12 protein-coding genes and 1 rRNA gene are annotated in these 11,879 nt (G+C 58.2%); all 13 read right to left on the reverse strand.

Annotated features, from left to right (window positions below; genetic code table 11):
* Nucleotides 1-170, reverse strand: a 16S ribosomal RNA gene (locus G463_RS0108055); the annotation flags it as partial.
* Between the two features lie 388 nt (nt 171-558).
* Entirely contained in the window at nt 559-1,317 is a 759-nt protein-coding gene (gene trmD / locus G463_RS0108060) for a tRNA (guanosine(37)-N1)-methyltransferase TrmD (protein WP_026974756.1), read from the reverse strand.
* A 16-nt stretch (nt 1,318-1,333) separates the two neighbouring features.
* Nucleotides 1,334-1,870: a ribosome maturation factor RimM gene (rimM, locus tag G463_RS0108065; protein ID WP_026974757.1), complete on the reverse strand. Its 537-nt coding sequence runs from the start codon at nt 1,868-1,870 to the stop codon at nt 1,334-1,336.
* A gap of 94 nt (nt 1,871-1,964) precedes the next feature.
* Nucleotides 1,965-2,384 carry a YlqD family protein gene (locus G463_RS0108070; protein WP_026974758.1) on the reverse strand — a complete coding sequence of 140 codons (420 nt, stop codon included), beginning with the start codon at nt 2,382-2,384 and terminating at the stop codon, nt 1,965-1,967.
* A 73-nt stretch (nt 2,385-2,457) separates the two neighbouring features.
* Nucleotides 2,458-2,697, reverse strand: coding sequence for a KH domain-containing protein (locus tag G463_RS0108075; protein ID WP_425387063.1), 240 nt, complete (start codon nt 2,695-2,697; stop codon nt 2,458-2,460).
* Nucleotides 2,698-2,732: 35 nt separating this feature from the next.
* Nucleotides 2,733-3,005, reverse strand: a complete 273-nt coding sequence (gene rpsP / locus G463_RS0108080; protein WP_026974760.1) for a 30S ribosomal protein S16 — start codon at nt 3,003-3,005, stop codon at nt 2,733-2,735.
* Between the two features lie 22 nt (nt 3,006-3,027).
* Entirely contained in the window at nt 3,028-4,464 is a 1,437-nt protein-coding gene (gene ffh, locus G463_RS0108085; protein WP_026974761.1) for a signal recognition particle protein, read from the reverse strand.
* Entirely contained in the window at nt 4,457-4,849 is a 393-nt protein-coding gene (gene ylxM / locus G463_RS0108090; RefSeq protein WP_245575744.1) for a YlxM family DNA-binding protein, read from the reverse strand. Before ylxM ends, ffh begins: the two co-directional genes overlap by 8 nt.
* 17 nt (nt 4,850-4,866) lie before the next feature.
* Complete coding sequence (ftsY, locus tag G463_RS0108095) at nt 4,867-5,787, reverse strand: signal recognition particle-docking protein FtsY (RefSeq protein ID WP_026974763.1); 921 nt, start codon at nt 5,785-5,787, stop codon at nt 4,867-4,869.
* A gap of 71 nt (nt 5,788-5,858) precedes the next feature.
* Nucleotides 5,859-9,434 carry a chromosome segregation protein SMC gene (gene smc / locus G463_RS0108100; protein WP_026974764.1) on the reverse strand — a complete coding sequence of 1,192 codons (3,576 nt, stop codon included), beginning with the start codon at nt 9,432-9,434 and terminating at the stop codon, nt 5,859-5,861.
* A complete protein-coding gene (gene rnc / locus G463_RS19440) occupies nt 9,415-10,176 on the reverse strand; it encodes a ribonuclease III (protein WP_084171398.1) in 762 nt (253 codons plus the stop codon). The genes smc and rnc overlap by 20 nt, the downstream gene beginning before the upstream one ends.
* A gap of 60 nt (nt 10,177-10,236) precedes the next feature.
* Nucleotides 10,237-11,484 (reverse strand): beta-ketoacyl-ACP synthase II, encoded by a 1,248-nt coding sequence (gene fabF, locus G463_RS0108110; RefSeq protein WP_035486338.1) that lies wholly within the window; start codon nt 11,482-11,484, stop codon nt 10,237-10,239.
* A gap of 74 nt (nt 11,485-11,558) precedes the next feature.
* On the reverse strand, nt 11,559-11,792 hold the full coding sequence (acpP, locus tag G463_RS0108115) for an acyl carrier protein (protein ID WP_026974766.1): 234 nt from the start codon (nt 11,790-11,792) through the stop codon (nt 11,559-11,561).
* Between the last annotated feature and the right edge of the window lie 87 nt (nt 11,793-11,879).

An 11,879-nucleotide genomic window follows, 5' to 3' on the forward strand; every position in this document is an offset into this window, starting at 1 on the left:
ATTAGCACCCGTTTCCAGGCGTTATTCCGGTCTGACAGGCAGATTACCCACGTGTTACTCACCCGTCCGCCGCTGACTTCCAGGAGCAAGCTCCCTTCCGTCCGCTCGACTTGCATGTATTAGGCACGCCGCCAGCGTTCGTCCTGAGCCAGGATCAAACTCTCAAAAAAGTTGTCTCGCTCAAAACAACACTTGCGTGTTGATTCACTCTCTGTGCGTGTTTAGTTTTCAAGGAACCACTCAAAACAGCTCGAACACCTTACCACACAACTCATGTACTTGTCAAGTGTTGGGGTGGTGTTCTCACCGTTTGCCGCGCCGTCACCGGAGCGACAATGTGTAATATACCACGCTCAACGGATCAAATCAAGTAGATGAATGAGATTTTGGCCATTCCACTTTCAGGACAACCATCCAGAACGGAAACCGGCGGCATACCATACCATACAATAACCCCATGGCTTCTCACAGGGATACAGTACAGAGAAACCATGGGGCCTCTTCACGGGTCCACGGACTGCGTCGAATTTCTGCCGGAACCGTGGAACGCCCACACGCTCATTCCCGGACATCAATACCTTGGAAGTCTCCAGCTTCCCATTTCGAAATCCAGATCTTATCCTGTTGGCTCAATGGATACGCCGCGAGCAGGTCCGGTCGGCGCAGCCACGTCCGATACAGGGCGTGCCGATGCCTCCATTCCTCAATCCGTTGGTGGTGACCAGACAGCAAGACTTCGGGCACCGCCATGCCCTCGAAAACCGCCGGTCGCGTATATTGCGGGTACTCCAGCAAACCGGACGAAAACGAATCGTCCGCCGCCGAATCGTCATTACCAAGAACACCGGGTACCAGCCGTGCGACCGCATCCACAATGGCCATCGCCGGAATCTCGCCCCCGGTCAGCACAAAATCCCCCAGTGACACCTCATCCGTGACCAACGCCTGCCGAATCCGGTCATCGAAGCCTTCATAATGTCCGCAGAGCAGCACCAAACGGCCGGCAGCGACGAATTCCTCCGCCAGAGCCTGCGTGAAGCGCCTGCCTTGGGGCGTCATCATCACCACGCGAGCCGGCGCCGGATTGCTTTCCCGCAACGACTGAATCGCGCGGAAAATGGGAGCCGGCTTGAGCACCATCCCCGCACCACCCCCGAACGGGTAGTCATCCACCGTTTTGTGCTTATCGTCGGCAAAGTCCCGAAAATTTATCAAGCGCACCGAAAGATGCCCTTCGTCAATCGCCCGTTTTAAAATACTTTCGTTGAGCACACCGTGAAACATTTCAGGAAACAAGGTCAAGATCACAATTTCCAGCGATCCGGACATTCGCTCACACCTCGTCTGCATCCAGCAGTCCAGGCAACAGATGTACGGTCATGGTGCCGCGCTCGAGATTGACTTCCTGAACCACGTCCGCAATGGCCGGAATCAGCACGTCCTTTTTCTGAAGCGGCCCGCGCACCACATACACATCGTTCGCGCCCGGCATCAGCACGTCCACCAACTTGCCGACGTATTTCCCATCGTCCGTGTGGACATCCAGCCCCACCAACTGATGAATGTAGTATGTACCTTCCGGCAGCGGCATGAGCTTAGATTCAGGAACGCACAGTTGCATACCGCGCCAGCCCTCGACCCGATTGATATCCTGGTATCCTTCGAATGCCACCAACCACACATTCTTGTGAGGTCTCGCGGAGCGGACCACCAACGATTGGTGCGGATCCTGGCCTTCCTTGCGCAGCCACAGTTCTGACCGAGGCTTGAACCGTCGTTCTGGGAAATCCGTCTTGGACAAAACCTTGACCTCGCCTCGAATGCCATGCGTACCCACAATCAAGCCCACGGAAAAATACGCTTCTGCCACTTCACAGGCTTCCTCCTTTCGAAACGAACGGGGCCAGAACATCGTTTGCCGATGTTGTGACCCCGTTTCGCAATGATTCACGGTGACGCTCCGGTTACACCGGCTCTCCGCCTCGGCGAATCTCGTGAACGATACCGTCCTTCACGATGATTTCCGATCCGCGCAGAATCTTCGTCCAGTCGTCACCCACGCGAACATCAATCGTGGTTTCCACGTTCATGTTCTGCAGTTCCGTGCCGAGCTCCATCTGCTGGATCTGTTGAATTTGTTGAATCAGTTGCTCACGTTGCTGAACCCGGTTGTTCTTCTCCTGCTCCAACCGCTGGCGCAATTCCTGGGCTTGTGTGCCTCCTTGCGCCATCGCCTGTTCCAACAGGACTTTTCCCTGTTCTTCGATTTGATCAATCTCGGCCGTCAAGCGTTCCACCTGTCGGCGCTGTTCCTCCAGTATCTGCTGCTTCGTCGTTTCGGTCAGCACAATTTTCACAGCCACTGGTTGACGAATCGTAAGCACCGAAATTCCTCCTTTTGGCACGCGACACGGTGACCGGGTCTCGGTGATAGGTTTGACCACGACCCCGTCGATGTTACGATTCGATATCGACGACGACATGCTTGCCTTGACGATATGCAGCGGCGCTGACGACGTTGCGTATCGACTTTGCAATGCGCCCTTGCCTGCCAATCACCTTACCCATGTCCTCTGCGGCGACGGAAAGGTGGAAGACGGTGGTCTCTCCACGCTGTTCCTCCCGTACCTTCACCGCTTCAGGATGTTCGACCAGGGACTTGGCCAAAAACTCCACCAGTTCCTTGATGTTCGTCACATCCTCTCAACGTGCCACAACGTTGGCGCGCTAAATCACTTCTGCAATTTAGCTTCGTGGAACTTTTTCAGAATTCCTGCACGGTGGAACAAATCTCGAACGGTATCGGACGGCTGCGCGCCGGTACCCAACCAGCGAAGCGCCTTTTCCTCGTCAATCTTGATTTGCGCAGGGTCGGTCAACGGATTGTACGTACCGATTTCTTCGATGAACCGACCGTCGCGCGGAGAGCGGGATTCAGCCACAACCACGCGGTAGAACGGAGCCTTCTTTGCACCCATGCGCTTCAAACGAATTTTTACTGCCATTCTAGGCACCTCCAACAATCACTCAATGTTTTTTCTTTTTGCGATGCGGTCGCCGAGACGCCCCGGTGGGTGTACCGACCTGCGGCACATTCAACCCTGACGACAGATCGCCAAGCCCACCCAGTGATTTCAGGGCAGCGAGCGCATTCCTGCGCCCCAGCTTCTTGCCGCCGGTCAACCGCTTCATCATTTGCTGCATCTGCTCAAACTGGTTGAGCACCTGGTTCACTTCGCGAACGGTCACACCACTGCCGAGCGCCACGCGCCGCCGTCGACTGGCATTCATCACGGACGGATTGGCGCGCTCCTCTTTCGTCATCGACGAAATGATGGCGTCGATATGGAGGAACTTCTTTTCGTCCACCTGGATGTTCTCGAGCGCCTTCAACCTTCCAACACCCGGAAGCATCTTGAGAATCTGGTCGAGAGGCCCCAGATTCCGCACCTGCTGCAGCTGTTCACGGAAGTCGTCCAGCGTAAATTGGGCCGTGCGAAGCTTCTGCTCCATCTCCTTGGCCTTTTCGAGATCAAACGTCTCCTGCGCCTTTTCAATCAGGCTCAGCACATCGCCCATACCGAGAATGCGCGACGCCAATCGATCCGGATGGAACACTTCGAGCGGCTCAATCTTTTCCCCGAGACCGACGAACTTGATGGGACACCCGGTGGCCGCACGAACGGTCAACGCCGCACCGCCACGCGTATCCCCATCCAGCTTGGTCAGAATCACGCCCGTGATCTGCAGGCGCTGATGGAAACTTTCTGCGACATGCACCGCATCCTGCCCGGTCATGGCATCCACGACCAACAGGATTTCGTCGGGCGGCACCGCCGCCTTCATATCAGACAGCTCGTCCATGAGCTGTTCATCAATGTGCAGGCGGCCAGCGGTATCGATAATCAGGACATCCGCGCCTTGGCGAATGGCCTCCTCGCGACCCTGCCGCGCAATCTCCACCGGATTCGCATCCGTGCCGAGTGTAAACACCGGCACGTCAATCTGCTTGCCAAGCACCTGCAGTTGCTGAATCGCCGCGGGGCGATACACGTCCGCCGCCACCAACAGCGGTCGGTGCTGATGTTTCCGAAACGACAGAGCCAACTTCGCAGCTGCGGTCGTTTTCCCAGCGCCTTGGAGCCCGACCAAAAGCACCACCGTCGGTGGTTTCGCGGCCATCCGGACCCTTTCCTCGGCACCGCCCATCAGGTCCGTGAGCTCTTCGTAGACAATCTTGACAACCTGCTGACCCGGTGTGAGACTCTGCTGAACCTCTTGACCCACTGCGCGCTCGCGAACTCTGTCCACAAACTGCTTGACGACCTTCACATTGACGTCCGCCGCCAGCAGGGCAAGGCGAACTTCCCGCATGGCCGTCTGGACGTCTTCCTCCGCGAGCTTGCCTTTTGCCCGAAGCTTGCTCAGCGCCTTTTGCAAACTGTTGGACAGCCCTTCAAGCATGGTCGTCACCCCTTTCCGGTGCGTCGGTCGATATCAACCGACGGAGTGCAGATTCAAACCGCTCCCGGTCAGCCGCAGGCACTTTGTCCTCTATCTCCGACCATGCACTCCACACCTGGCGGACCATGCTCCGCCGCTCCGCCTCCGAAGCCAGCAGGTGCAGCGCACCCTCAAAGTGCTCCAATTGCTCTTCCGCGCGTTTCAGGTTGTCGTGCACCGCCTGACGGCTGATGTTCAGCTGTTCAGCGATTTCAGCCAGAGACAGGTCGTCAAAATAGTACAGCTCAATCAATTCGCGCTGCCTGTCCGTCAACAGGGCGCCATACCAATCATACAGGCTGACTGTCCGCGTGACTTTATCAATCATACGGTGATCGCGGGTCACTGTCAAGTATATCTCCTTTACACATGATCCGGACGGCAGATGGCTTCCGCGAACCATTCCGCGGAAAACGGCTCCAGGTCGTCGAGACCTTCACCAAGCCCCACCCATTTTACGGAAATCCCCTGTTCGCGAACAATGGGCAACACCACGCCGCCCTTCGCCGTTCCGTCCAGCTTTGTTACCACCAATCCGGTGACCTGCACCACTTCCTTAAACGCCTGTGCCTGTTGAATGGCGTTTTGTCCCGTCGTCCCGTCCACCACCAGCAGGACCTCGTGTGGCGCATCGGGGAGTTCCCGTGCCGCCACCTTGCGAATCTTCGCCAATTCCGCCATCAGGTTGGCCTTGTTGTGCAAACGTCCCGCGGTATCGCAGAGAATGATGTCTGCCCCACGGGACTTGGCCGCCATCATCGCGTCGTACACGACAGCGGCCGGATCGGCGCCCTGTACGTGGCGAACCACATCACATCCGGCTCTCTCCCCCCAGGCCACCAGTTGGTCGATGGCAGCGGCGCGAAACGTGTCTCCGGCCGCGAGCAGCACTTTTTTCCCTTCCTGCATGTATCGGTGTGCGAGCTTGCCGATGGTAGTAGTTTTGCCCACGCCGTTGACGCCCACAAACAGGTAAAGCGTAGGTCCGGACGCGGCCGTGCGCATGGCCGGATCATTTTCCGCAAGCGCCTCTTCCATCGCCTGCTGCAGCAACGGCGTCAACTGCTCTGCCTCTGTCACGCGCTGCTCCCGCGCCAGGCGTCGAACCCGTTCCACCAGCCACAGTGATGTCTCGACGCCAACGTCCGCCGAGATCAGGACTTCTTCCATTTCCTCGTAGAGAGATTCATCCAGTTTCCGTCCTTGAAAGAGCCGCCCCAACCGGCCAAAGACCGCTTCCCGGCTCTTTTCCAATCCTTTTCGAAATTTATCAAACAGCCCCAATGGCGTTCACCCTTCCCTTTGCCTGATCCCGTTTCACGCAGTCCTCCCGCTGCTGCTCGCGAGCACAGCTGTCATGCGGGTTCTCCTTCCGCGTCCACGTCCGCCAAGCGAACCCCAATCAGTGTGGACACCCCTGACTCCTGCATGGTGACACCATACAGCGCGTCCGCCTCCTCCATGGTACCGCGGCGATGGGTGATGACAATGAACTGCGTATCCGCGGAAAAGCGGCGCAACTGTTGTGCAAACCGGCTGACGTTCGCCTCGTCCAAGGCTGCCTCCACCTCGTCCAACACGCAGAAGGGAACCGGACGAACCTTGAGCATCGCAAACAACAGCGCCATGGCCGTCAACGCACGCTCGCCGCCGGACAACAGATTAAGGTTCTGCAGCTTCTTGCCCGGCGGTTGAGCGATGACGTCAATCCCGGTAGTCAGCAGATCCTCGGGGTTGGTGAGGGTCAGATCAGCGCGCCCACCACCAAACAATTGGCGAAACGAGATCTGAAATTCCAGGCGGATCTGTTCGAACACTTCCCCGAATCGACGGGACATCTCCTCGTCAATCTCCGCAATCACAATTTCCAGTTTATCCCTCGCCTCATCCAAGTCGGCGCGCTCCCGTTGCAGAAATGTCATGCGCTCCGACAGGCGTTTCCATTCCTCGATGGCGCTCAGCTGGACATCGCCAAGCGCGGCCATCTGTCGCCGAAGTGCATCGGCTTGGCGCCGGACCGCATCCACGTCGGCAGCAGGTTCATAGTGCTCCCTTGCCCACTCGTAGGTCATATGGTACCGTTCGCCCAGTTTGCGCAACGCGTGGTTTAACTCCATGTCCGTCTTTTCGGCGAGCACCTCCGCCCGGTGCAGTTGTTCATCCGCCGACGTCACGGCTTGCTGGGCAGCGCGGTAGGCCTTATCGGCGGCCACGGCTTCGGCCTCTGCGTATTGGCGCTCCTGGCGAACCACCGACAACCGCGACTCGAGCTCGCCCACGAGATTCTCTAATTCCATCGACTCGCGCTCGAGCCGAGCGATCTCATCCCTGGACGTCTGTTCCGCCGCTGCGAAGTCCGCCGCCTCGGACGACAGCTGTGACTGCCGCTCCCCCAAGCGTCTGATGCGCTGCCTGAAATCCTGCAGTTGCGCCCCCAACACATCGGATTCTTGGCGTAGGGTCGCCACCTCCACGCGCAGCTCGGTCATGGATTCCTGCGCACGGGCCGCCTGGACCTCCAGGTCCTGCAGCGCCTTCCGCTTATCCGCAAGTGCCTGTTCCAGATCCCGAAGCTTCTGTTCCACCGCGCGCAGTTGATCGCGGGCGCTTTCAAGACGTTCCCGCCACATCTGTTGCCCAGAGGATAATTGTTCATATTCCCATTGTGCACTCTGCAGTCGATCGCGAGCGTTCTGCTCGTTCGCCGATGCTTCCCGGCTCTGCGCCTGCAACGCTTGCAGCGTTCGCTTCAGATCTTCACTGGCCTGCAGACTGTCCTTCTGTTGGTTCTGCAGCGCCGTCATTCTGCGGCGGAGTTCAGCCTGGGCCCGCTCCAACTCCATCACCTGTTGCTGCGCCTGCTGCAGCAACTTTTCAGCGGCCGACCGCTCCCGAGAGCGGCCGAGTAATCCCGGTCCTTTGCGGTGATGACTACCACCGGACATCACACCGCCAGGGCTGACCACGTCGCCGTCCAGGGTGACAATCCTCACCCGATAACCGAGGGCCCGCGCCAGTTGGTTGGCGTCCACCAACGTTTTGGCGACCACCACGTTCCCGAGCAGATGCCGAACCACTTCGCGATATTGGTCTTGACAACGCACCAATTCACTCGCCACGCCGACATATCCCGCCATGCCCGAGACTTTTTCAAGCTCACCGCTCGCCAACGAGCGTCCTCGCACCACGGCGAGCGGCATGAACGTGGCGCGCCCTGCCTGTCGCTGTTTCAACAACTCGATGGCCGCACGTGCGTCGGCTTCTGTGCCGACCACAATATTCTGGAGTGCTCCACCGAGCGCGGTTTCCACCGCCAACTCGAAGGATGTGTCGACTTGGATGAGAGCGGCCAATGGACCGTGCACACCCGTCAATCGACCTTTGTCCGCCTGTTGCAAGACCGTCTTTACGCCCAGTGCATAGCCGTCGTAGCCTTCTTCGAGCTCTCGGAGGAGATCATACTTGGATTGCAGCGACGCAGCTTGCGCGCTGGCCCGGTTGATCTGCGAAACTAATGCCGCCTCTTCCCGGGCAGACGCACGCAACTGTTCGGCCACCTGCTCCAACTGGCCCGTCATGCGCTGCAGCTCCGCCACGGTGCGTTGGCCCTCTTCATCCACCTGGGCGCGAAGCGCCGCAAACCGTTCCACCTCGGCCGTCCAGCGCTCCACCTCCGCGGCCACTCGGGTTCGCCGCGCGTCCTCGTTGGACATCGACTCCTCGGACATCTTCAATTCGTTGCGCAGGGTGGCCGCGAGATGATGCTGCTCAATCAATTCGGCGTTCAGATTGGCGATGTCCTGCTCCAAACGCTGTTTATGCTCCGGATTGAGCGCATGGGCGGCAGCTTCAAGTTCGCCGCTTTTCACTGCCAGCGTCGCCTCAACCGTCGAACGACGAGCTTCCACGCTCCGCATTTGTTCCGTCAGTTGGTCAATCTCCTGCGCCGTCTCCGCCAGGTGCTGCTGCCTGTCAGCGGCGCTCTGCGCGGCATTCCGGGCCCGCTCCATGGTCAGCTGCAAATGGCCCTCCGCCCGCTGCCGCTGCTCCACCGCCTGCAAGAGCTGTCGCTGCACCGCGTCCGCTTCCTCGTGCTTCGCGTCGAACGCACGTTTCGCAACCTGCAATCGCTCGTCTGCCGCCGTCACGTTTTCCACCGCGGCCTGCCGCTGCTGCACCGCCTGTTCCACACCGTTCGCCATGTCCTTCCAACGCTGCTGCAGCGATTCAATCTCCCGAATCAACAGAGAGATATCCAAGTTCGTCAACTCAGACTCGAATTGACGATATTGCTCTGCGCGTGCGGCTTCTTGTTCGAGAGGGCCCGCCTGCCGCTCCAGCTCGGCGAGGATATCGTCCACGCGGACGATATTGGCCGCGGTTTCTTCCAACTTTCGCTCCGCTTCCCGGCGGCGGAACTTGTATTTCACGATGCCTGCGGCGTCTTCAAACGGCCCCCGTCGATCTTCGGGCCGCGTGGACAACATTTCTTCAATGCGCCCCTGACCGATGATGGAGTAGGATTCGCGGCCCATGCCGGAGTCCATGAATAATTCGTGGATATCCTTCAGACGGCAGCTTTTCTTGTTCAGAAGATACTCGCTCTCACCAGACCGATACACGCGTCGGGTGATCACCACTTCCGAAAAGGACACCGGAAGATATCCATCGGAATTGTCCAGGGTCAGCGACACTTCGCAAAAATTCGTGGCACGCCGGGAGTCACTCCCGGCGAAGATGACATCCTCCATTTTGCTGCCTCGAAGGTTTCGCGCGCTCTGTTCGCCGAGGACCCACCGGATGGCGTCGGCAATGTTGCTCTTGCCGCTGCCGTTGGGTCCCACCACCGCCGTGATGCCGGACGAAAATTCAATGTGTGTCTTCTCGGCAAACGACTTGAAGCCCACGATGTCAATCTGTTTGAGGAACACCCGCATCACCTCCTGGCGGTCTGCGCAGTTGCTCCAGTGCTTGGCCCGCCGCTTTCTGCTCGGCTTCTTTCTTAGAACGGCCCATGCCGTGCCCCATAATGTCGGTCCCAATCCAGACCTGCACGACAAATTCGCGCGCGTGCGCGGGCCCCCGCTCTTCCACCGTGATGTACCGCAGTTCCCGGCCAGCGCCGTGCTGCTGCACCCATTCTTGCAGCGCGGTCTTGTAGTCGAAACCGGCAGCGTATTCGTTCAGGTAAGGAAAAAAGTGCACATCCATAAATGACTGAACGGCCGCAAGCCCCTGATCCAAGTACAGCGCACCAATGAACGCCTCGAATACGTCGGCGAGCAAGGCTGGGCGATGGCGTCCGCCGGATCGCTCTTCACCGCGACCCAATCGGATATACCGGTCGAAATTCAGACGGCGAGCGAATTGAACCAGACTCGGTTCACAGACAATGGACGCGCGCAGTCTGGTCAACTCGCCTTCCGGCAACGTAGCCTTGGTTCGGTACAGATACTCGCTGACCACGAGTTCCAGCACCGCATCGCCGAGAAATTCCAATCGTTCATTGTCCTTCAACTGCGGCTTGCGATGTTCATTTCGATACGAAGCATGTGTGAACGCTTGCTTTAACAATACTTGCGATGAAAACTGTACACCCAGATTGGCTTGCAGGTCATCCCACTTTGTTTCCGGCATCGTCGACAAAACCCCTTGACTCATTTCTTCTGACATCACCTGGCGAACGCAGGCTTAGAAAAACACCCCCGACCCGGGTCGGGGGTGCTCCACCGATTACGATATGGAAGATGAATAGCGCTTAAACACAATGACTGCGTTATGTCCACCGAAACCAAACGAATTCGAGATGGCGATGTGGACATCCTGTTTTCTCGCCTGATTCGGCACATAGTCCAAATCACAATCCGGATCTGGCGTTTCGTAGTTGATGGTCGGCGGGATGATGCCCTCCGCAATGGTTTTCACCGTCGCGATGGCTTCCGCAGCCCCGGCGGCCCCGAGCATATGCCCGGTCATCGACTTGATGGAACTCACCGCCAGTTTCCGAGCGTGTTCTCCGAACGCCCGCTTGATGGCCAGCGTTTCTTGCTTGTCCCCGATATCCGTTGACGTCCCGTGGGCGTTGACGTAATCCACCGCTTCGGGTTCAATCCCCGCGTCGCGCAGGGCGTCCCGCATCGCCCGATATGCGCCGTCGCCCTCAGGCTCCGGTGCCGTGATGTGGTATGCGTCGCCGGACATCCCATACCCAATCACTTCCGCGTAAATCTTTGCCCCGCGCGCCTGTGCATGCTCCAAGGATTCCAGAATCAGGACGCCCGCACCTTCCGCCATGACGAAGCCATCCCGGTTCAGGTCAAACGGCCGGCTGGCCCGTTGCGGATCGTCATTGCGCGTGGACAACGCCTTCGCGTTGCCAAAGCCGGCCAACGCCAGTTCCACAATCGCCGCTTCCGATCCGCCCGCAACCATCACATCCGCCGCCCCGCGCTGAATCATTTTGAAGGCGTCGCCAATGGCGTGACTGCCCGTGGCGCACGCGGATACGGGTGAACTGTTCGGCCCCTTCATGCCAAACATGATGGAGATTTGGCCAGATGCCATGTTCGAAATCATCATCGGCACGACAAACGGACTGACCCGTTTTGGTCCACGCTCCACCAACGTACGATAGTTCTCAATCAGTGTATGAATGCCGCCAATGCCCGAACCAATGTAAACGCCGCAACGCTCGGCGTTCTCCGGTGTCACCTTGAGGCCGGAATCCTCGAGCGCCTGTACGGCCGCCGCCACCGCGAACTGCGTGAAACGGTCGAAGCGCCGGGCTTCCTTCTTGTCCATATAGAGAGCCGGATCGAAATCTTTCACTTCCCCGGCGATTTGACACGGATAATCCGTTACATCAAAGGACTCGATGCGGGCAATACCAGATTGGCCAGTAATCAGGCGGTCCCAAAACGTTGAAACGTCATTGCCAATGGGCGATACAACGCCCACTCCAGTAATGACCACTCGTTTCACGCCGTCACCCCCAAAGATAACAGAAAGCCCCGGCAACCGCACGGGACTCTGTTGCTTCCTTAGAAAGCTGGTGGTTACTGGTGTTGCTCAATATATGTAACTACGTCACCAACCGTCCGGATTTTCTCGGCATCCTCATCGGAAATCTCGAGATCGAATTCATCTTCCAATTCCATAATCAGCTCGACCACATCCAGGGAGTCGGCCCCCAGGTCATCTTTGAACGTGGAGTCGAGCGTCACTTTCGATTCGTCCACATCCAAGCGGTCCACAATAATGTTCTTGACACGTTCAAACGTATCAGACATGTTTCCACCTCCTGAATCAGCAGCGCCGCGCCATCGCCGCCTCGGCCGAAATCGCGACCATCTGCACACATGCGGTAAACCATGAGC

It is taken from the genome of Alicyclobacillus contaminans DSM 17975, assembly GCF_000429525.1.
Taxonomy (GTDB): domain Bacteria; phylum Bacillota; class Bacilli; order Alicyclobacillales; family Alicyclobacillaceae; genus Alicyclobacillus_A; species Alicyclobacillus_A contaminans.

What these genes read in the sequence shown, in the direction of transcription:
- rpsP (WP_026974760.1), bottom strand. Translation starts at nt 3,005, where the DNA reads ATGGCAGTAAAAATTCGTTTGAAGCGCATGGGTGCAAAGAAGGCTCCG.
- rnc (WP_084171398.1), bottom strand. Translation starts at nt 10,176, where the DNA reads ATGTCAGAAGAAATGAGTCAAGGGGTTTTGTCGACGATGCCGGAAACA.
- acpP (WP_026974766.1), bottom strand. Translation starts at nt 11,792, where the DNA reads ATGTCTGATACGTTTGAACGTGTCAAGAACATTATTGTGGACCGCTTG.
- ffh (WP_026974761.1), bottom strand. Translation starts at nt 4,464, where the DNA reads ATGCTTGAAGGGCTGTCCAACAGTTTGCAAAAGGCGCTGAGCAAGCTT.